Genomic DNA, 21,148 nt, shown 5'->3' with positions numbered 1-21,148 from the left:
TTCTCAAATTAAATTTATGACCTGGACAGAAATTTTAGCACCAATAAAAAACACTCCATATTTTACCAATCTTTGGGAAAAAGTAAAACAGGAATATGCAACGACAAAAGTTTTCCCACCGAAAAATCAGATTTTCAGGGCTTTGGAAATTACGCCTTTCGATGATGTTGAGGTAGTGATTATCGGACAAGATCCTTATCATAACGATTTTCAGGCAAATGGTTTGTGTTTTTCTGTTTCCGAACAGGTTGCTGCGCCGCCTTCCCTTAAAAATATTTTTATTGAATTAAAAGATGATCTGGGAGTTGTAAGAACTTCAAAAGAGTTGGATGATTGGGGAAAACAAGGAGTTTTATTGTTAAATGCAACATTAACGGTTCGCGCACATACACCGAATTCTCACAAAGATCTAGGTTGGGAAACATTTACGAATTATATTATTAAAGAAATTTCGGATAAAAAAGAGAATGTTGTTTTCGTATTATGGGGCGCTTTTGCACAAAAAAAAGCCGAACTCATAGATCCGGCTAAACATTTTATTTTAAAGTCTGCGCATCCGTCACCATTTTCTGTTCACAGAGGATTTTTCGGAAGCAAACCTTTTTCAAAAATTAATGAATATTTGGTTTCAAAAGGGAAAAAGCCTATTTCGTGGTAGGATTTTCTCCTGCCTTTTTAATGGTAATTCCTATTTTGTATTTACTATGAAGAGCATTTGCTCCAACTTCTTGAGTTGGATAAGGATTAACGTCTACTAAAGTAATCGTATATCCATTGAAATCCACAGATTTATTGTAATTTCTTCCTTTATTGTCAAGACTTGCCAATTTTATAGTCATTGGTCGGGTTGTTGTACCCATGAGTTCCATTTCGGCAACGGCAACTCCTGCCCAAATGCAATTTACTTCTTTTGGGCAACGGCTGTCTTCAGAAATCCATTTGAAAGCGACATTCATTTGATATTCTTTTAAGAATTTTTTTTCTCCTTCGTTGAAATAAATAATATTTTCACCTTTCATGGGTGTTGTTTCTTTAATCTCAGTAGAACTCCATGTTCTTTCTGCATTTTTTTTAGGCTCTTTCTGAGCATTACAATTAATTAAAGACAATAGTCCTAAACTAAATATGATGACTTTATTAAACATAATCTTTTTAAATAACGTTAAGCATATCCAAAAATACAACTAAAAACATTGCCACACCTACCACAAGACTAAAACCTGTTCCGTAAATGAACCCAATAAAAGCTCCTTTTGTTGATTTCCAGGCTTTTGCCATGTCTTTGCTGTCATGTAAAAGTTCTCCAATAAAAACTCCCGCAAACATTCCGACTAAAAATCCTAAAGGAATTGGCAAAAATATTCCGACAATAGTTCCAACAATGGAACCGATACTTCCCCAACGTGTTCCACCATATTTTCTGTTCGTTTTTGCAGGAATTACATAACTTAAAACAGCCGAAATCACCGTAAGAATTCCGAATGCCCAAATATAAATCATCGATAAATCCGAATCTGTCCCGAATTTATAAATTAATAAGCCACAAATACTCAATAACAATCCCGGTAAAACAGGAAGAAAGGTTCCTAAAATTCCGAGAAATAAAAGGATGAGACAAAGAATATTGATTAATGTTGTATCCATTCTTTAAAAATTTATAGATGCAAGATATAAAAAAAGTGGCTTCATAAAAGCCACTTCCATGTTTAAGCTGAAGTTTTTATTATAGGTTTAAGATAACATATTGAAGAATCACACCTGCATTTCCAATATTTCCTGAAGCATGATTATGGAAAGTAGTGTAATAAATATATCCACTATTAGAAGCTCCTGAACAAGGTCCTACAGTTGCGCCTAATGCAACCAGATAAGGAACTAATACCTGAGGAACCGAGATAGTTACCTGAATATTTCCCGGAAGAGTAATACAAACAGTTGCAAATGTTGTAGTCGTTCCAATTGGTGTAGTCGGAGTTCCTGTTGCTGTAAAATGATTTGTTCTGATCATTAAAGCATCATTTGTTGAAGTTTCTTTAACTAAAACTTCCCAATAAGTTGGGTCATAATTCACTATTTTTTGCCATGCAGTTAAATCAAAATCAATATTAAGTGTATTGAAGCCCAAAGCTGTTGTAAGTCCCGCATTATTTACTGTAGCGCCTACTGTACCTACGTTTCCGATATTTTTAGAGCATAATTTTGTATCAGGAACAAATCCTCCCGCAAGGGAACAGTTATTGGTATTGGTTGTTCCGCCTACTAAATATGCAACGTCCCAGTCTGAAGCATAAATACTTCCTCCATTAGCAACAAAAGTTGCCAAATTACCATCAATTACATTGTAAAGTGCCGGATTTGAAGAATAATTGTTTCTTGAGCCACAGTTAAGAAATATGATATCGTACTGTGCAATAGTCGTTAAGTTAGCAAGATCATTATTTGTGATTTCAGTGGCAGTATATCCTAAAGTCTGAATAATATCTTCAATTTTATCATACGTTCCTTTTACGTAAGCAATTTTTGCAACCTGATTCAGTTTAGTTTGACCAGCATCTAGACTTAAAGTTTCATTATTTTTTACCGTTGCGGAAATTTCTGTACGGAAATTGCTACCATTACCAGTCTGGATGTGAATTGTATGATTTCCAACGGGAGCATCTAGTGTGAAATTACCATCTGCATCAGAAGCTGTGTAATAGATTTTATACTTTTCATCAAAAGTAAAAACCGAGGCGCCTCCAATAGGTTTGGTTCCGTTTTGTGACATCACTTTTCCGGTGATTTTTCCGGTTTTTACAGTATTGTCAACTGCTACTTGTGAGGGATTCTCGACCTCTGAACTACAAGAGCCAAGTGAGAGGAGAACAATAAAAATGAATAAGAGGTTAAACTTTCTCATAAATTATAGTTTTTTATTAGAAGACTAAATTAATGATTTTATTATTAAATGTATCTTAATTGTTAATTTATTTTAAATAATTGTTAATAATTATTCCTGAATGTTGTGAAAAATTCCTATTTTATTAGGGTTGATGTGAATCTAAATTTTATTAAATTTGTTATAATGAACGACCAATTACAAGAAACCAAGAATTTTATACAGGAGCTGAGCGAGCAGCTTTATCTTTATATTACTAAGATCTCTCCATCCGGTTTAGATTGGATTTTTCATGCTATGGTAAAGTTGTCTTTGCTGATAGCTATATTTTTATTGGCAGATTTTATTTTTAAATTTATAATCAATTTTGTGTTTCGTTTTTTTAGAAATGAAACAAAATTTCCTGTTATAAAATCCATTTATCAGTCTAAAGTCACCAATTCTTTGGGACATCTTCTTGCTTTGGGAATTGTTGCAGGTATTCAGACATCGATATTTCCTCCGAATTCTTTACCGAAAACCAACATATTTATAATAAGATCTGTTAATTTAGGATTTGTTTTAATCCTCGCAGGAATGCTTTACCGTGGTCTTACTGCATTTAGAAATTATTTCACAATCAAGCAGGATTTCTACAAAATAATGGCTCTGAATGCCATTTCCGAGACCATGAAAATTCTAGGGATTTTCATTTTTTCAATTGTCGGAATCTGTGTTATTTTTGGGATAAAAGGTTCTACTATTGTCGGAAGCTTAGGAGCAATTACAGCAGTTTTGGTGTTGGTTTTCCGTGATACGATTTTAGGATTTGTAACGGGGATTCACGTTTCAACTTCTAAAAGTTTAAAGGTCGGTGACTGGATCGGTATTCCGAAATACGGTATTGAAGGGAATATTTCAGACATAAGTCTTCTGACCACAAAAATTACCAATTTTGATAAAACAATTTCCTCAATTCCTACTTACGATTTGTTGACAACGGAGATCAAAAATCTTCAGGTAATGTCGGAATCGAATACCCGAAGAATAAAAAAATCGATTTATTTTAATATCAATTCTTTTAAATTTTTAACAGAAGAAGATATTGACCGTTTGAAAGAAATCAATCTCATTTCAGAATATCTGGAAGGAAAAAGCATTGAATTAAAAAAGGAAAAAGAAAATCTGAAACATAGTGATAAAATCGTAAATGGCAGGCAATTAACAAATATCGGAGTTTTTAGATACTACGCTCAAAAATATCTTGAAAATGATCCTGATGTAGATCAGGACGGAGCGATGATGGTTCGCCAGTTGGATATTACGCCACAAGGTTTGCCGTTGGAAATTTATTGTTTTGCCAATGATTCGAAATGGGAGCATTTTGAACAGATTCAAGCAGATATTTTTGACCATTTATTGGTGGCTTCAAAAGAATTTGATTTGCAGGTAATGCAGGTAAGTGTGAAAGTTTAGCATTATATTGGGTGAGGAAAATTATTATCAACAAAAATGTTGAGCTTATCAATTGTTTAATGCTCTTGATCTCCTTTATCGCTGCATGTGCTTTGCCTTTTGATGTTTTTTTGTTTTCGTATGCGTTTCTTGGTCCTTTACATTATCTTACAGAATTGCAATGGTTGAAAAATAAAAATTTTTTCCTTGAAAAATCTGATGTCGGCGTATTTATTTTCTTCGCAGTTCTGATTGCAGCATTACTTTTTCTTCCTTTTCTTAATATCTATTTATTCAGAGCTGATATTTTTTCGGGGATTATTTTATCGATATTTTTTATTTTTTGCAGCTATTTGCTTTTTGTCTTAAAAAACAGAACTTCAAAATTACTTCTCGGAATTTTAATTTTGTTTGTAGGACTATTATATTTTTTTAAGCCAAACTTAATTATTTTGTTAGGTTTATTTATTCCTACTTTAATTCACGTTTACGTTTTTACGACTTTCTTTATGATTTCTGGATATTTTAAAGCTCCTGATTCATTTGGCTTGATCAATATTATGTTGCTGTTATCTGTTCCTTTTGTAATTTATTTTCTGCCAGTTGAAAATCTTGTATTTTCCGGAATTAATGCTGAAAAAATATTTAATTCTACAGGTTTTAAAATAATTAATGATCAGCTCGTTTTCTTTTTCGGGAAAAATATTTCTAAAACCAATGTAGTTTTAAAAGCTCAGATTTTCATCGCATTTGCTTATACTTATCATTACCTGAACTGGTTTGCAAAGACTTCAGTGATAGGCTGGGCAAAGTCTTTGGAGCTAAAAAAAATGATTTTCGTTTTAGGAATTTGGATTTTATCGATAGCTTTGTATTTATATAATTATCAAACAGGTTTGACGGTATTATTTGTTCTCAGCATGATACATGTACTTGCTGAATTTCCGCTTAATGCTCTATCCGTCAAAACCATATTTCAAAAAATCATTAGTAAAAAATGACAAAACTAAGTGTAAATATCAATAAAATTGCAACGATAAGAAATGCAAGAGGGGGTGAAACGCCAAGCGTAACGGAAGCCGCAATTAAAATTCAGGAATTTGGAGGACAGGGAATTACGATTCATCCAAGACCCGATGAAAGACACATTACAAGAAAAGATGTTTATGATCTTAAACCTTTGGTTACAACGGAATTCAATATTGAAGGGAATCCTCACAGATCTTTTATAGATATGGTTTTGGAAGTAAAGCCGGAACAGGTAACTTTGGTTCCTGATGCAGACGATGCAATTACTTCAAACGCAGGTTGGGATACTAAAAAACATTTAGATTTTCTTACAGAAATTATCGCTGAGTTTAAAAATGCAGGAATCCGTACTTCAATTTTCCTTGATCCGACACCGGAATTGATAGAATATGCCGCAAAAACCGGAGCCGACAGAATAGAATTGTACACAGAAGCCTACGCAAAAAATTATACTTTAAATAAAGAATCTGCAATAAAACCTTATTATGATACAGCAATTGTAGCTGCCGATTTTGGTTTGGGAATAAATGCAGGGCATGATTTAAGTTTAGACAACTTAAAATATTTTTCAGACAATATCCCGAATTTATTGGAAGTTTCCATCGGTCATGCTTTGGTTTCCGAAGCTTTGTATATGGGATTAGAAAATACGGTTCAGGCGTATTTGAAGAGATTGGCAAAATGGTAGAACAGAAACTGGAAGTTAGAAATTAAATGTTAGTAAACGCAGTGCAAAACTAAATTCTAATTTCTAGCTTCTAACATCTTATAAAAAAATATGGAAATTTTAAATTCAAAAATATTTGGCGAAAATCTTTCGTCTACACCGCTTTTGGTATTTCACGGGTTGTTTGGAATGCTTGATAATTGGGGAACTTTCGGAAAAGATTTTGGTGAATTTTTACCAACACATTTAATTGATCTTCGAAATCACGGAAGAAGTTTTCATTCTGAATACATGTCTCATGATGATTTGGCAGACGATATTCTTCGTTATATGGATCATTACGGAATGGAAAAAGCTCACATTTTAGGACATTCTTTAGGCGGAAAAGCAGTAATGCAGTTTGCAATAAAATATCCGGAAAAAGTTGAAAAACTAATTGTTGTCGATATTACTCCAAAAGCATATCCTCCACATCATCAGGGAATTATCAAGGCTTTGGAAACTGTTGATTTTAATACCGTTAATTCCAGAAATGAAGTGGAAGCTGTTTTAAGTCAATATATTCCTGAAAGATCTACGATTCAGTTTTTGACGAAAAATCTGTATTGGGACGATAATAAAAAATTGAATTGGAGATTTAATTTGAAAACTCTGGCAGAAAAATACAACGAGTTTGTCTCTAATGCGATAAAATTCGGAGTTTTTGAAGGAGAAACTTTATTTATTGCAGGAGAAAAGTCAAATTATATTCTTCCTCAGGATGAATTCGCTATAAAACAACAATTCCCTAAAGCTAAAATTGTAACAATAAAAAATGCAGGACATTGGGTTCAGGCAGAGAATCCTATTGATTTTGCTAATGTTGTCAAAGAATTTTTGAATATAAATTAATATAATGTTGTTATTTGTTTGAAATTGTTAAAGTTTTCTTAAAATGAAAATTTATTCTTCTTTGTGTGAATTTTTTTAATACTTTAGTCATTCCTAAATCACTAAATATTAATACTATGGAAAATAAAAAACCAAAGAAGCCTTTCTTCGCTTCATTTTTAGAAAGACAAGTTGAAGATCCTGAAAAAATCAAAGGGGGATCAGGAACAATCACTACTGCTTTGCAGGATAATGCAACTGCACCGCTTAAAGATTCTGTGACTACCTCGCTTCAGGACAGCCCAACAAAACCTACTCTGGATACAGCTCAGACAATGAAATATCCATCCGACGGAGACGAAGGTGGAAACGAAGTATAAAAAAACTTGACCATATTACTAACAATCTCAAATTACAAACATTATGAAAAACAACGACAAAAAAAAGCCGTTTTTCGCTTCATTTTTAGAGAAGCAAATTCAGAATCCTGAAGAAATTCAGGGAGGAGGTTTATCTACAAGTCCAACTACTGACTTTGTTACACTTCCAACTACTGATACAGTGTTTACGTTGAAGACTTTAGACAGCCCTACAACTACACCTGCAGCAGATACTCCGGTAACGCTGAAGTATCCGTCTGACAGTGATGAAGGTGGTTTTAATCCTGGAGGACCGTTGGAGCCTTATCATCCTTAAAATTTACCAAATAAAATAGTTATGAAAAACAAAGATTCAAAAAAGAAGCCTTTTTTCGCTTCATTTTTAGAAAAGCAACTTCAGGATCCTGAAAAGATCAAAGGAGGAACAGATGTTACGATTGCAACACAAGATGGTGTAATCACGGCAAAGATCACAGATCAGCCAACAAAGCCGACTTTAGATATGGTTCATACAATGAAATATCCTTCAGATGGAGACGATGATGTCCCAACTGTATAAAAAGTAATTTGTTATTTAAAGACAACAAATTCACATAGTAACATTAAAGGAAACTTACACTCTAAGTTTCCTTTTTTAATAAAATCGGCAAATGATTCTTTGTATTACGCATTCTCAGGATTTTTACAATATTGATATCTTTTTTGAATATTTAAAAACTAAAAATATTCCTTATTTCAGATTGAATTCCGATCGGTTGAACCATCTTCAGAAAATTAGTATTAATGAAGATTTTTTCGAATTAACGGATGAGTTTGGAAATACAATAAATTCTAATGAAATAAAAGCTGTTTGGCATCGAAAAGCTTGGGGAATTACCGTTCCAGAAGAATTGGATGAAGATTACACAAAAATTTTCCTAAAAGAATATGCAAGTTTGCGTTATAATCTTTTTACTTTGTTAGAAGATATTCCATGGATCAATCCTCTTCAGAATGAAAATAAAATTGATGACAATAAAATGCATCAGTTGAAATTGGCAAAAAAGAATAATTTAACGATTCCAAAAACGATTTTTTCCAATAGTTCAGATGAAATCACGGCATTTTTTCATGAAAACTGCAACGGAAAAATGGTTGCCAAACTTCACGGAGCCATTACAAAGTCGATGGCTGGAGAAAACTTTCTTTCAACAAATCTGATCGATGAAAATTCTTTAGAAAATATTTCTGATATTGAATACTGTCCGATGATTTTCCAACCTTATATTGACAAAGAATATGAATTGAGAATCGTCTATTTGGATGGTGAATTTTTTACGGGAAAAATTAATAACAGCGAAAATACCGACTGGAGAATTGCCCAAGGAAATTATTTTTGGTCAACTTATGATTTGCCTAAAAATATTAAAGAAAATCTCACATTAATGATGAAGGAAATGGGACTATACATCGGAGCTATTGATATGATCAAAGGAAAAGATGGAAACTATTATTTTCTTGAAGTCAATCCACAGGGAGAATGGGGAATGCTGCAAAAAGATTTAAATTTCCCGATTGCAGAAAAAATTGCCGATAACCTTATAAAAAGAATGAAAAACTAATGAATAAAATTTTAATAATTACACATACTCAAGATAATTTTTCGATTGAAAAAGTAACGCAATACATAGATAAAAACGGTTGCGAAGTTATTCGTTTCGATGTAGATGATTATCCTTTAAAAAATAAATTGTCAACAACTTTCGAAGATGGAAAATGGATTACAATTCTTGAAACTCCGGAAAAAAAGCATCGTTTGGATGATATTGCAGCAGTTTGGTACAGAAGAGCTTACAATATGGGAAATGGTTTGAGAGAAGAACTGGATCCTAAATTTTATGGAGCTGCGATGGGAGAAGTTCGTAATACACTTTTTGGATTTTTAGAATCAATTGATGCATATTCCTTGGGAAAACCTAGTGTTTACAGAAGGTTAGACAGCAAAGAAGAACAGTTGAAAATAGCTGATAAAATTGGATTGAAAATTCCTGAAACAGCCATCACCAATAATCCTGAAGAGGCAAGACAGTTCGTTTTGAAGCACAAAAATGTTGTAGCAAAAATGCAGACAGGTTTTGCAATTTATGAAGATGGTGTTGAAAGTGTAGTTTTCACAAATGTTATCAATGAAGAAAAATTGGAAGAACTAGATACACTTTTGTATTGTCCGATGCAGTTTCAAAAGAAAATTGAAAAGCAAAAAGAACTGCGTATTACAATTGTCGGTCGCGATGTTTACGCTTTCGAGATCGATTCTCAACAATCCGAAAAGGCAAAAATAGACTGGAGAAAAGATGGAGTAAATCTTATAGATAAATGGATTCCGACTGAACTTCCGACTGACATTGAAGCCAAACTCTTGGAACTTTTAGATGTTTATAATGTTGATTATGGCGCAATTGATATGATCGTTTCTCCTGAAGATGAATATTATTTCATCGAAATCAATTCAGCCGGAGAATTCTTCTGGCTTGATAATCTTACAGAAGAAAATCAAATTTCTAAAAGTATCGCAGATCTTTTATGCGACAAAGCTCCGAGAAGAAATAATATGGTTTTAGCTTAAATTTAAATTAAAACAAATATTTACATCAATAGGAACGGGCTTTAGCCCGTTTTCTTTTTTAAACAATATCAAAATATAACAGATAGTATTAGCGATATGTCACCCTGAGGTTCTCGAAGGGTTTGCAATAAGGCTTCGAGAGCCTCAGCCTGACAGAGTAAATTAAATAAAATTTTTAAACTTTATTTTCAAATTTATTTATTATTCTCATCAATTAAAAATTGAATTCTCCCTTAAAAATCGCAAATTTGCATAACGCAGAATATTATCATATTTTAGTAAGCAATCAAGTAATATCAACTGATGGTTTTTGTAACGGGAGCGACCGGAATTTTGGGCAGAGTAATCGTTTTAGAACTTTTAAAAAAAGGGAAAAACGTTCGTGCAGCGAAAAGGCCGACGAGCAATTTAAACGAAGTAAGACATTCCTATACATTTTATACGGAGAATCCCGACGATTTTTTTAATAAAATTGAATGGATCGATGTGGATTTTAATGATATCAATTCCTTACAGAGTACTTTAAAAGGCGTTGATGAGGTTTATCATTGTGCCGCAAAAGTAAGTTTTCATCCCAAGGATGAAAAAGAAATGTATAAAACCAACATAAAAGGTACAGAAAATCTTTTGTATGCGTGCGAAAATTCTGACGTGAAAAAATTTCTTCATGTAAGTTCGATCGCTGTACTTGATAACTTTAATGAAAAAGGAGAATTGGACGAAGAATCTGATTTTAATCCGAAGTTGGAACATTCAGCCTATTCATTATCAAAACATCTTTCTGAAATGGAAGCATGGAGAGCTTCTGCAGAAGGTTTGAACGTTGTCATCATCAATCCCGGAATGATTATCGGAAGCGGAAATTGGGGAAACAGCAGCGGAGATATTTTTCCGACTTTTGAGAACAATAGTTTTACGTTTTCCGGCGGAACAAGTTATGTTGATGTGAGAGATGTTGCTAAAATTTCATTAGAGTTGATGGAGAAAAATATTTTTGGAGAACGTTTTATCATCATTTCTGAAAATAAAGGTTACGCAGAATTAGGAAAACAGATCAGATCAAAATTAGGATTGAAAGAAGCTAAAATCCTTTCAAAATTTCAGCTGAATTTGGGAAGATGGGCAAATATTCTGTTCGGATGGTTTATTCCAAAATTAAGAATGATCACAAAAACAAATATTGAAGCTATTTCTACTCTCAATGTGATTTCCAATCAAAAAATTAAAGAAAAACTGGATTATCAATTTATTTCTGTTTCAGAAAGTGTTGATTTTCATTTGAATAATTATATTAACGATAAAAAGTTGAAGAAATGAATCTTGCAGAGGCAATTATCAAAAAAAATGTAGAAAAGCATGCTATAAAATCTGCAATTGGATTTAAAAAGAAAGATGCAGGATGGAAGGAATTGAGCTGGCAAAAATTCAGTGAAGTTGTTTCCAAAACAGCAAATGCGCTTTTAAATGCAGGAATTCAGGAAAATGATAAAGTTGCTATTTATGCAGAAAATTCTTCCGAATGGATGATTTTTGATTTGGCGGCACTTTCGATAGGCGCAGTTACGGTTCCGATCTATTCAACCAACAATGCTGAACAGGCAGAATATATCATCAATGATTCCGGCACAAAAATTATTTTGGTCGGAGATCAGGCTCAATATGATGCTTCTTTAGAAATTTTAAAGAAGGAAGAAAATAATCTTGAAACGATTATTATTTCTAAAAAAGCGGTTTGGATCAAGAAGGAATTTAGCAGTTTTTATTTAGAGGATTTCATCGCAAAATCTTCCGTAAAACTTGAATTTTGTAAGAAAGAATATGATGATATTGCTACTTTAATTTATACTTCCGGAACAACAGGAACCCCAAAAGGAGTAATGCTGACTCACGGAAATTTCATCAAAGCATTCGATGCGCATTTTGAATTTTTTAAGTTTAAAAATTTTGAAGAGGAGCTTTCACTTGCTTTTTTACCGTTAACTCACGTTTTCGAAAGAAGCTGGAGTTTGCTTTGTCTTTACGGTGGCGCAAGAGTTTATTTCCTTGAAGATCCGAAAAATATTGCAAAAGCACTAGAAGAAGTAAAACCTACGATGATGTGCGTTGTTCCGAGATTTTTCCAGAAAGTCTACGCCGGAGTGTTGGAAAAAGCAGAAGAAGGTTCATCAGTAAAGAAAAAAATCTTTGATTGGGCAGTAGAGGTCGGGAAACAGGTTTCAGAATTAAAAAGAAAAGAGCAGTCAGTTCCTTTTGGATTGATGATGAAACATTCGGTTGCCGATGCTTTGGTTTTTAATAAAGTGAAGGAAAAAATGGGTGGAAGACTTTGGTTTATGCCTTGTGGAGGAGCTTCTGTTTCGCCCGATGTTACGCAATTGTTTGAAGCAATGGGACTTCACATTACGGTTGGTTACGGTTTGACGGAAACTACAGCAACTTTAACAGCCTTTCCTCTGACTCATTTTGAGCATGGAACTTGTGGACTTCCTTTACCAAGCGTTGAAATCAGGATCGGTGAAAATGATGAAATTCAGGCAAAAGGAGACGGTATCATGAAAGGATATTATAACAAACCTGAAGAAACGCAGAAAGTTTTCACAGAAGACGGCTGGTTTAAAACAGGTGATGCTGGGAAATTTGATGAAAAAGGAAATTTGATCATTACAGACCGAATCAAAGATTTGATGAAAACTTCAAATGGAAAATATATCGCTCCACAACAGATTGAGAATGTTCTGACTAATAATAATTTTATCAATCAGATTGTATTAATTGCGGAAGGAAGACAGTTTGTTTCAGCGTTGATCGTTCCGAATTTTGAGTTTTTACAGGATTTTCTTAAGAAAAATAATATCACGTTTACCAATTGGGAAGAAATCGTGAAAAACGAAAAGGTAAACGACTTTTATAAAGAAAAATTAAAAGAATTACAAAACCATTTATCAGATTTTGAGAAGGTGAAAAAATTTACTTTGATGCCTTCAGATTTTGACATTAACACAGGAGAAATCACACCTACATTAAAGGTGAAAAGAAATGTGGTTTTGAAGAAATATGCAGATCTTATTGAAAAGATGTATTAAATAAAATTTTTAGCCCATCGTTCAAATTTGTGAAATCGAAGATTTTATTTGTGAATATATTTGTGCGATTTGTGGTTAAATTGATTTTTAAACTAAATTATGACAACAACACAAGAATTTTTAGGAAAAGAAGATTTTACGATAAATAACCAAACGGTTTCAGAAAGCTGCCCGTCAAATATCGCTCTGATTAAATATTGGGGAAAATATGACAATCAGATTCCTGCAAATCCGAGTATCAGTTATACTTTAAATCATTGTAAAACAAACACTACAATGGAATTTTTAGCTGATGAGCCATTTTCTGTGCAAACATTCTTAGCGGGAAATGAAGAAGTAAAATTCGCAGAAAAAATCGAAAAATATTTCAGAAATATCGAACAATATCTTCCTTGGATTTTAAAAGGAAAATATATCATAAAAACAGAAAATACATTTCCCCACAGCTCAGGAATTGCAAGTTCGGCTTCAGGTTTTGGAGCTATTGCAAAGTGTTTGATGAAATTGGATGAGACTTTCTCAGAAATTGACACAAAAGAAGAATCATTAAGAAAAGCATCTTTTTTAGCAAGATTGGGAAGCGGAAGCGCATGCAGAAGCTTGTACAATGGCTTAGTTGTTTGGGGACAGTCTCAAATAAAAGACAGTTCAGATCTTTTTGCAGTACAATATCCGAACGATGAAATTCATGAAATTTTCAAGAACTTTAACGATTGGGTTTTATTGATTCATGAAGGTCAGAAAACTGTTTCTTCAACTGTTGGACACAGTTTGATGAATACAAATCCTTATGCAGACAGAAGATTTCAGGAAGCAAGAGAAAACTTCGGACCGATGAAAGAAATTTTAGCCAATGGAGATTTACCGAGTTTTATTAAATTGGTGGAACACGAAGCATTGACGCTTCACGCCATGATGATGATGAGTGATCCTGCATTTATTTTAATGAAGACCGGAACTTTGGAGGTTATCAATAAAATTTGGGATTTCAGAAGAGAAACTAATTTGCCTTTATTTTTCACTTTAGACGCAGGCGCAAATGTACATCTTCTATTCCCGAATGATGGTTCTGAAGAAAAAATAAAATCTTTTATTGAAACTGAATTATTACAACATACTCAGAATAATGGAGTAGTGAGGGATGTGATGAGGTTTTAATTTATAAAAAAATATCGATAGAGGCGGGCTTTAGCCCGCTTTTTTTATGACCAAAGAATTGGCTTTAGCCAAAATTTATTATGATAATCAAAAGAAATCAATCCTCCGTCACCACAGCATCACGATTTCCGTCCTCTTTTTTTCCTTCCTGAATCATTTCTTCAGCCTCGGCTTTTTCTTCTTGTGTCGCGTAATCAATTCGTTCTTCCTGTCCATCATTTTTATGATCAATAAAGAATTCACAATAAACAGGAAGATGATCGGAACCAAAATTTTCAAGTGTCTTTAAATCATTAATAAAAATATTTTCATTATGAAACATAAGATCGATCGGAAATCTCAGCAAACGGTATTTGGCGTGAAAAGTTGAGACAAAAGACCGACCGATTCTGGGATCAATTAAATTGCTTGTTTTTCTGAATAGAATAGAAGATTTTGACCATGCAACATTGTTAAAATCACCTACAACGATAATAGGTTCGTGAATTTCTCTCACGCGTTTTGCCGCACTCAGCAAATCACCATCTCTTTCCTTCGATGTCTCTTCTTCCGTCGGACTTGGTGGCGGTGGATGAACTCCAAAAAAGACAAATGAAAATCCGTCTTTTGTTCTCAAATGTGCTTCAATACTTGGAATATCGTCGGCAACAAAATAATGCGTTTTGGAATCTTTAATCTCAATTTTTGAATAAAAATGCATTCCATAAGTATTTTCCAATGTCACTTTATGTTGATAAGGATAATCTTTTTCCAAAGGTTGAAGCGCTTTTTCCCAATCATCGTTGCTTTCCATTGTGAGGAACATTCCCGGTTGATATTTTTCTATTAACTGAATAAATCGCTCATATTCTTTATTAAACTGATAAACATTGGCAGAAATAAAATGCAGTTTTTCAGAAGACTGATATTGTTGAGTGTATTTTTTAACACGGTAAAGCGGGGTATATTTTACAAGCGTAAAACCATGATGAACAAACATTACAAGCAAAAGGCTTTGATAATACCAGAAATTCTCCGAGGAATTAATCAAAAACCCTAAAATAAAAGTGAAAAATATAAAATAAGTAAGCTGTATTTTACCAAATTCGGGAACACGAAAAATCCAGTGAGAATGCTGAATTTTTGGAAGTATGGTTAAAATTAAAAACAAAAAAGTCAGAACCAGATAAAATATCCACATATCAATCAAAATAAACGGATAAATTTAATTCAATTTTATAACTTTTCGCCTGAATTGACGTTTAAACTTTGTGAATTGATACATAGTTTAACAATTATTTTTCTATTTTTATTTGATCACAAGATAAAACAGATATTATGAATAAAATATTCGCTATTACCTTATTGTTCGGGAGTTTTTGCTTCGGACAGCAAACCGAGAATAAAGAAGTTGAAAAGCCGATCCGTAATTTATTTCTTGCCATGAAAAATGCTGATTCGGAATTATTAAAAACAACTTTTTCAGAAACCGCAATTCTTCAAACCATTACAAAAGAAGGCGTAAAAAATGAGGATATAAAAGATTTCATTGCTTCGATTTCAAAAATGACAAAAGATGATCTGGATGAAAGAATCACGATTGAAGCCATTCATGTTGATGGAAATCTTGCGAGTGTTTTTACACCATATTCTTTTTATTTTAAAGGCAAATTTTCTCATTGCGGAGCAAACAGTTTTCAGTTGGTAAAACAAAATGGAGAATGGAAAATCCAATATTTAATTGATACAAGAAGAAAAGATAACTGTAAAAATTTAAAATAAAATTTAAAATGAAAATCCATCATATTGCAATCATTTGCTCAAATTATGAAGTTTCCAAAAAATTCTATACTGAAGTGTTGGAATTAAATATCATCCGTGAAGTTTATCGTGAAGAAAGACAGTCTTATAAACTAGATTTGGCTATCGGAGATCATTATATCATCGAGCTTTTTTCATTTCCCGATCCTCCGAAAAGACCTTCCAGACCAGAATCCTGTGGTTTAAGGCATTTGGCTTTTTCCGTTGAAAATGTGAATGAAAAACGTCAGGAATTAATTCAAAAAGGGTTAAACTGTGAAGAAATCAGAATAGATGAATTTACAGGAAAGGAGTTTTTCTTTACCCAAGATCCGGATCAGTTGCCATTGGAATTTTATGAAATGTAAAAAATAATCTAATTTTAAAGGATAAATTAATTATAATGATGAAGAAATATATTGTTGTTTTCGCTCTTGCGTTGCTGAATTCTCAGTTTCAAGCTCAAACTGTAAATGAACCTAAAGATCATCCTGCAAAATGGTCGCAACCTTATGAACCTTTCAGGGTTGCCGGAAATTTGTATTATGTGGGAACTTATGATCTGGCTTCGTATTTAATAGTTACTAAAAAAGGGAATATTTTAATTAATACAGGATTAGCAGATTCGCTTCCGATGATTAAAAATAATATTAAGAAACTCGGTTTCAACTACAATGATACCAAAATATTATTACTTACACAGGCTCATTATGATCATTTAGGAGCAATGGCTGCGATAAAAAAAGAAACAGGCGCAAAATTATATGTCGATCAGGAAGATGCAGATGTCTTGAAAAGCGGTGGAAAATCTGACTATGAATTGGGAAAATACGGAGTTACATTTGAGCCTGTTAATCCGGATCGAGTTTTAAAAGATAAAGATTTTATAACGCTTGGAGATACCAAACTGATGATGCTTCACCATCCGGGACATACGAAAGGATCATGCAGTTTTTTGTTTGAAACCAAAGATAATAAGAGAAAATATAAGGTTTTAATAGCCAATATGCCTACAATTATTATTGATAAGAAATTTTCTGAAGTTGCTTCTTATCCCACGATTCAGAAAGATTATGAATATACTTTAGAAGAAATGAAAAAGCTTGATTTTGATATTTGGGTGGCTTCACACGCAAGTCAGTTTGATCTACACAAAAAACATCAGCCAAAAGATCCATATAATCCTGAAGTTTTCATGAATAAAAAAGAATATCTGGACGAAATTGATTCTTTAGAAAAAGATTATCTTAAAAAAATAGCCGAGTAAAAAATATATTAATGTGCATAACCAGTAAAAAAGCTGATTGCCATAATTGCCAAAACAATCGAAGAAATGACTACATAAACGTAGTCTTTTTCTTTTAAATAACCTATCAAAGCAAAAACGATTCTCATTAAGGGAGTAACGATCAGAATAAGGATTCCTAACTGAATAATTGCCATTCCTTCTCCTGCGCACAGAGAATGCCAAAAGTGCCCCCAAACTTTTTCGGAAGAAGAACCAATATCTAAGCTCGTATATTTTTTTGGCATTTCAAAACCTTCTATAAAAAGTTTAATAAAGCCAATCAGTGAAGTTGCAACAGAAAGAATGACCCCCAATCTTAGCAAATTTCCTACGGAACGATTCAGATCTACATCAGTGAAGTTCTTTTTCATTATCTGAAACTTTTATTGATACCGTTATACATCATATAAACTGATAAAATCGTGATGACAATGGCAAAAAATACCTTTAATTTTTTTGTTTTCGAAACCATCAGAGTTTTTGACCCGATGAAACTTCCGACTACAACACCTACCAATACCGGAGCTGCAATTACAGGAATAATTTCACCTCTTTGAAAATAGATCATTGCACTCGCAACTGCGGTTACGCCGATCATGAAATTACTCGTCGTTGTAGAAACTTTGAAAGGCAATCTCATCATATTGTCCATCGCCAAAACTTTCAAAGCACCAGAACCGATTCCCAATAATCCAGACATTGCACCTGCAAACATCATCATTAAAAATCCCGGAACTGTATTTCTTGCAGAATAGCTTTTCAAAATGCCTTTATCCGGAAAAGTACCGTATAACTTTAGTTTTTCCTCAAGACTTCCTTTAATAACGGGAGCTTGATGATCAGGTTTTCCTTTTAAATTTAAAATAACCGTCAGAAGAAGAATACTGGCGAAAATAATTCCGATCGTATTCGGATTAAGCATTCCCGAAACCAAAGCTCCGATAATTGCTCCGGCTGTCGTGCCGATCTCCAAAAACATTCCGATCCTCATATTGGTAAAGCCTTCTTTTACAAAAGCTACCGCCGCACCGGAAGAAGTCCCGATCACGGAAATAAGAGAAGCGCCAATTGCATAATGCATAGGAACGCCGAAACCCAGCGTTAATAAAGGAATAATGATAACTCCTCCTCCTAAACCGGTCAGTGAACCCAGAAGTCCTGCCGAAATTGCTCCAAGGAAGAGAATAATGATTTCTGACATGCTACAAATATAAAACTATTGCGTTAGTCTGCCAAACGTTTAAAAAAGATAAATTTGACGTATTTTTGCACAAACGGAATTTTAAATGAAATTATTTTATATCATCCTCGGCGCAACACCGAAAGGTAGGAATATTGAGCAGCATGATGTGTTTTTCGGGATTGCAGAAAATCTGAAAGATCTTGTTCCGGATATGAAAGAATTCTGGAAAGAAGCGGACGGAAAGATTCATTTGGATTGTTATCAGGAAGTGAAATTTGCCGACGGATATGAAGTTGAAATTGTTGGAAAAGGTGAAAAAACTTCAGAAGAACAACTGTATTTTATTAATCTTGGAGGATATAAAAGAGGATTTTTTGAGGAATTTCACGAGCAGCATTTGATGGTTGGAAATTCGATGGGAGATATTGTAAAAAAAGCAAAGTCTACGGAATTTTATAAAACAATGGGATTCGAAGGTGCAGTAAGTCATATTGATGATAAGCATGGCGTTGATATCGATGATATTTTCAATGTCAATGATATTCTGCCTGAAAAAATGAAAGAAAAATATTCAATCGTCCTAAAAAAATCGGATGCAGAAAATCAGGAAAACTTAATGGGATTGGGATATTTGAAAATTGATAAAATTTAAGATTTTGCTGTCATTCAGAACGGAATAAAGTGGAGTGAGGAATCTATATAAAAAAGAGATTCCTCCTTCGTCGGAATGACAATTCGAGAATTTAAAATTTTAAGTTAAAAATTAAATCTAATAGAAAAAATAAAAGTAAAAAAAATGAAAATAGGAATTTTAGGAGGAGGGCAGCTTGGCAGAATGCTGATTCAGGAAGCTTTGAAATACGATGATGAATTTTATACATTAGATCCTGCTTCTGATGCGCCTTGTCACAATATTTCTTACTTTACACAAGGAAGTTTTAATGACTATGAAACTGTTCTGAATTTTGGTAAAGATAAAGATGTTGTAACGATCGAAATCGAACATGTAAATGCAGATGCTTTAGCAGAACTGGAAAATCAGGGGATAAAAGTCGTTCCGAATTCTAATATTATTAAAACTATTCAACAAAAAATACTTCAGAAAGAATTTTATAAAGCTCATGATATTCCAAGTCCGGAATTTGAAGTGATGGATGGAAGTTCTGATGAAATTAAAATGTCGTTGCCTTTTGTACAGAAAATGAGCACTGGAGGTTATGATGGAAAAGGAGTTCAGGTGATCCGTACGAATGAAGATATGAAAAACCTTTGGATTCAGGATTCTGTCATTGAAAAATTGGTGGATATCGATAAGGAACTTTCTGTAATTGTTGCAAGAAACGAAAACGGAGAAACAAAAACGTTCCCTGTAACGGAAATGGTTGCCGATCCGAAACTGAATTTGTTGGATTTTAATATTTGTCCGGTTTTCTTGGAAGAAGGTATTGAAGAACAAATTAATTCGATAACAGAGAAATTTTTGAACGCGATCAATTCTCCAGGACTTTTTGCAATCGAATTATTTTTAGATAAAGAAGGAAAAGTCTGGGTAAATGAAACTGCTCCGAGATTGCACAATTCAGGACACCAAAGTCAGGAAGGAAATGCTAATTCTCAGTTTGAACAAATGTATCGTGTGGTAAAAAATTTACCTTTGGCAGATACGGATGCGATCATTTACAGCGGAATGCTGAATTTAGTTGGAGCAGAAGGTTTTTCAGGAAAAGTAATTTATGAAGGAATGGAAGACGTTCTGAGACTGCCAGAAACCTATATCCACCTTTACGGAAAAACAGAAACAAAACCGGGAAGAAAAATGGGGCATATCAATGTTTTGGCAGATTCTAAAGAAGAATTGATGGAAAAGTTGGTGATGGTGAAAGGAATGGTGAGAGTGATTGCGGAGTAATTAAAACCTTTAGATATTGAAAAAGACTGCCTTCAAAAAGCAGTCTTTATTATTTTTAATTACACTTATATTCAGCAAATTTAGGATATCCGTTTTCATTATATTCATATCCGCTAATTTCATAGTTTTCGTACGGAGGCGTTGGAACACCATTCATATATGTTGTTTTGATGTATTTCCTATAATTATTTTTTGAAAGTCGTAAGAAAAATATATCTTCAAAAGGAACATTTACATTGGCATACGGATTTTTATAGGTATCATAATTATCATATTTCGTAACAACTTTAAATCCTGAATTACCTGCATTTATCTGTTCAATTTCTCTAAGATTTCCATTCGTATCATAAGATAATGTTTTAGTATTTTCACCATATACATCTCCCCAACTGTTGGTGGTTTTTTCATTGATCAGAACTATTTTGTTGCTTGAGCTATAGGTATATTTAAAATTTTTAGTTGAAGAAGTATTATCTGTTAAATAAGTCGATACCCTGTTCTTTTCGGACAGTCTGCCTTGGTTATCATATTGTAAATAATCGATGTTTTGCATGTTGTTATAATCTACGCCTTCAATTATTTTTACAGGTTGCTTCAAAGCATTATACTGAATTTCTGTTGTTGTTTTTAGTTGAAGAGTATAGGTAGGATACATCTGCCCGGAAGGAGTATTATCTACTATATTGTAATCAAGTTTTTTTATAATTAAATTTCCATCATAAACATATTCGGATGTGTAAAACTGTTGTCCGTTTATAATATTTGCTTTATTAAATTTTGTGATTAAGCATTGTTGCTCCTGTAAAGAAGCGTCATTCTCATCAGAATTACAGGAACACAAAAATAAAATAGATAATATTGCAAAAAACTTTTTCATTTGAAAAG

General features: G+C 33.2%; 25 protein-coding genes. 18 read left to right on the top strand and 7 right to left on the bottom strand.

The genetic code is table 11. From position 1 onward, the window contains the following. Window positions 1-16: 16 nt before the first annotated feature. Window positions 17-658 (top strand): uracil-DNA glycosylase, encoded by a 642-nt coding sequence (locus ABD940_RS02810; RefSeq protein WP_345200178.1) that lies wholly within the window; start codon window positions 17-19, stop codon window positions 656-658. Here the strand turns inward: ABD940_RS02810 and ABD940_RS02805 are convergent. The 3 genes from ABD940_RS02805 to ABD940_RS02795 all read right to left on the bottom strand — a co-directional run bounded on the left by ABD940_RS02805 (window position 645) and on the right by ABD940_RS02795 (window position 2,899). Then, window positions 645-1,145 carry a hypothetical protein gene (locus ABD940_RS02805; protein WP_345200177.1) on the bottom strand — a complete coding sequence of 167 codons (501 nt, stop codon included), beginning with the start codon at window positions 1,143-1,145 and terminating at the stop codon, window positions 645-647. The genes ABD940_RS02810 and ABD940_RS02805 overlap by 14 nt on opposite strands. Before the next feature lie 7 nt (window positions 1,146-1,152). Further along, entirely contained in the window at window positions 1,153-1,644 is a 492-nt protein-coding gene (locus ABD940_RS02800) for a DUF456 domain-containing protein (protein WP_345200176.1), read from the bottom strand. Between the two features lie 79 nt (window positions 1,645-1,723). Then, a complete protein-coding gene (locus tag ABD940_RS02795) occupies window positions 1,724-2,899 on the bottom strand; it encodes a carboxypeptidase regulatory-like domain-containing protein (protein ID WP_345200175.1) in 1,176 nt (391 codons plus the stop codon). A gap of 165 nt (window positions 2,900-3,064) precedes the next feature. Here ABD940_RS02795 and ABD940_RS02790 point away from each other — a divergent pair, with 165 nt between their 5' ends. The 12 genes from ABD940_RS02790 (at window position 3,065) to ABD940_RS02735 (ending at window position 14,104) form a co-directional block, all read left to right on the top strand. Then, window positions 3,065-4,333, top strand: a complete 1,269-nt coding sequence (locus tag ABD940_RS02790; protein ID WP_345200174.1) for a mechanosensitive ion channel family protein — start codon at window positions 3,065-3,067, stop codon at window positions 4,331-4,333. An 11-nt stretch (window positions 4,334-4,344) separates the two neighbouring features. Continuing rightward, window positions 4,345-5,313 (top strand): hypothetical protein, encoded by a 969-nt coding sequence (locus tag ABD940_RS02785; protein WP_345200172.1) that lies wholly within the window; start codon window positions 4,345-4,347, stop codon window positions 5,311-5,313. Continuing rightward, entirely contained in the window at window positions 5,310-6,029 is a 720-nt protein-coding gene (locus ABD940_RS02780; RefSeq protein WP_345200171.1) for a pyridoxine 5'-phosphate synthase, read from the top strand. Before ABD940_RS02785 ends, ABD940_RS02780 begins: the two co-directional genes overlap by 4 nt. 90 nt (window positions 6,030-6,119) lie before the next feature. Continuing rightward, window positions 6,120-6,899, top strand: a complete 780-nt coding sequence (locus ABD940_RS02775) for an alpha/beta fold hydrolase (RefSeq protein WP_345200169.1) — start codon at window positions 6,120-6,122, stop codon at window positions 6,897-6,899. A gap of 116 nt (window positions 6,900-7,015) precedes the next feature. Further along, window positions 7,016-7,258, top strand: a complete 243-nt coding sequence (locus tag ABD940_RS02770; RefSeq protein WP_345200168.1) for a microviridin/marinostatin family tricyclic proteinase inhibitor — start codon at window positions 7,016-7,018, stop codon at window positions 7,256-7,258. A 43-nt stretch (window positions 7,259-7,301) separates the two neighbouring features. Further along, window positions 7,302-7,574, top strand: a complete 273-nt coding sequence (locus tag ABD940_RS02765; protein ID WP_345200167.1) for a microviridin/marinostatin family tricyclic proteinase inhibitor — start codon at window positions 7,302-7,304, stop codon at window positions 7,572-7,574. Between the two features lie 21 nt (window positions 7,575-7,595). Further along, on the top strand, window positions 7,596-7,817 hold the full coding sequence (locus ABD940_RS02760) for a microviridin/marinostatin family tricyclic proteinase inhibitor (protein ID WP_344832229.1): 222 nt from the start codon (window positions 7,596-7,598) through the stop codon (window positions 7,815-7,817). 91 nt (window positions 7,818-7,908) lie between these two features. After that, the gene (locus ABD940_RS02755; protein ID WP_345200166.1) at window positions 7,909-8,859 is read left to right on the top strand and encodes an MvdC/MvdD family ATP grasp protein; all 951 of its coding nucleotides are present in this window, start codon (window positions 7,909-7,911) and stop codon (window positions 8,857-8,859) included. Next, the gene (locus tag ABD940_RS02750) at window positions 8,859-9,863 is read left to right on the top strand and encodes an MvdD family ATP-grasp ribosomal peptide maturase (protein ID WP_345200164.1); all 1,005 of its coding nucleotides are present in this window, start codon (window positions 8,859-8,861) and stop codon (window positions 9,861-9,863) included. The genes ABD940_RS02755 and ABD940_RS02750 overlap by 1 nt, the downstream gene beginning before the upstream one ends. Window positions 9,864-10,166: 303 nt before the next feature. Beyond that, a complete protein-coding gene (locus ABD940_RS02745) occupies window positions 10,167-11,180 on the top strand; it encodes an NAD-dependent epimerase/dehydratase family protein (protein ID WP_345200163.1) in 1,014 nt (337 codons plus the stop codon). Then, entirely contained in the window at window positions 11,177-12,946 is a 1,770-nt protein-coding gene (locus ABD940_RS02740) for an AMP-dependent synthetase/ligase (RefSeq protein WP_345200161.1), read from the top strand. Before ABD940_RS02745 ends, ABD940_RS02740 begins: the two co-directional genes overlap by 4 nt. A gap of 99 nt (window positions 12,947-13,045) precedes the next feature. Then, the gene (locus ABD940_RS02735; protein ID WP_345200159.1) at window positions 13,046-14,104 is read left to right on the top strand and encodes a diphosphomevalonate decarboxylase; all 1,059 of its coding nucleotides are present in this window, start codon (window positions 13,046-13,048) and stop codon (window positions 14,102-14,104) included. Between the two features lie 97 nt (window positions 14,105-14,201). Here the strand turns inward: ABD940_RS02735 and ABD940_RS02730 are convergent, their stop codons facing one another. Continuing rightward, a complete protein-coding gene (locus ABD940_RS02730) occupies window positions 14,202-15,083 on the bottom strand; it encodes an endonuclease/exonuclease/phosphatase family protein (RefSeq protein ID WP_345200158.1) in 882 nt (293 codons plus the stop codon). A gap of 338 nt (window positions 15,084-15,421) precedes the next feature. Between ABD940_RS02730 and ABD940_RS02725 the strand changes: the two genes are divergently transcribed. From ABD940_RS02725 to bla, 3 genes are read left to right on the top strand one after another with little or no spacing between them, the layout of a single operon-like run. Next, window positions 15,422-15,865 (top strand): nuclear transport factor 2 family protein, encoded by a 444-nt coding sequence (locus ABD940_RS02725; protein WP_345200157.1) that lies wholly within the window; start codon window positions 15,422-15,424, stop codon window positions 15,863-15,865. Window positions 15,866-15,873: 8 nt separating this feature from the next. Beyond that, window positions 15,874-16,251 carry an SMU1112c/YaeR family gloxylase I-like metalloprotein gene (gloA2, locus tag ABD940_RS02720; protein ID WP_345200155.1) on the top strand — a complete coding sequence of 126 codons (378 nt, stop codon included), beginning with the start codon at window positions 15,874-15,876 and terminating at the stop codon, window positions 16,249-16,251. Window positions 16,252-16,286: 35 nt separating this feature from the next. After that, a complete protein-coding gene (gene bla, locus ABD940_RS02715) occupies window positions 16,287-17,150 on the top strand; it encodes a subclass B3 metallo-beta-lactamase (protein WP_425550347.1) in 864 nt (287 codons plus the stop codon). A gap of 8 nt (window positions 17,151-17,158) precedes the next feature. On the opposite strand, the gene ABD940_RS02710 is transcribed toward bla, so the two are convergent. Continuing rightward, the gene (locus tag ABD940_RS02710; protein ID WP_345200153.1) at window positions 17,159-17,542 is read right to left on the bottom strand and encodes a DUF1634 domain-containing protein; all 384 of its coding nucleotides are present in this window, start codon (window positions 17,540-17,542) and stop codon (window positions 17,159-17,161) included. Continuing rightward, window positions 17,542-18,372 carry a sulfite exporter TauE/SafE family protein gene (locus ABD940_RS02705; protein ID WP_345200152.1) on the bottom strand — a complete coding sequence of 277 codons (831 nt, stop codon included), beginning with the start codon at window positions 18,370-18,372 and terminating at the stop codon, window positions 17,542-17,544. Before ABD940_RS02705 ends, ABD940_RS02710 begins: the two co-directional genes overlap by 1 nt. An 85-nt stretch (window positions 18,373-18,457) precedes the next feature. Here ABD940_RS02705 and ABD940_RS02700 point away from each other — a divergent pair, with 85 nt between their 5' ends. After that, window positions 18,458-19,006, top strand: a complete 549-nt coding sequence (locus ABD940_RS02700; protein ID WP_345200150.1) for a DUF1543 domain-containing protein — start codon at window positions 18,458-18,460, stop codon at window positions 19,004-19,006. A gap of 144 nt (window positions 19,007-19,150) precedes the next feature. Next, window positions 19,151-20,263, top strand: coding sequence for a 5-(carboxyamino)imidazole ribonucleotide synthase (locus ABD940_RS02695; protein WP_345200148.1), 1,113 nt, complete (start codon window positions 19,151-19,153; stop codon window positions 20,261-20,263). A 55-nt stretch (window positions 20,264-20,318) separates the two neighbouring features. On the opposite strand, the gene ABD940_RS02690 is transcribed toward ABD940_RS02695, so the two are convergent. After that, complete coding sequence (locus tag ABD940_RS02690; protein ID WP_345200147.1) at window positions 20,319-21,140, bottom strand: hypothetical protein; 822 nt, start codon at window positions 21,138-21,140, stop codon at window positions 20,319-20,321. Window positions 21,141-21,148 lie beyond the last annotated feature (8 nt).

The sequence above is a fragment of the Chryseobacterium ginsengisoli genome (genome assembly GCF_039542325.1).
In the GTDB taxonomy this organism is placed as follows: domain Bacteria; phylum Bacteroidota; class Bacteroidia; order Flavobacteriales; family Weeksellaceae; genus Chryseobacterium; species Chryseobacterium ginsengisoli.
The sequence above is the reverse complement of the archived record's forward strand: the minus strand, read 5'-3'. Positions and strand labels throughout refer to the sequence as shown.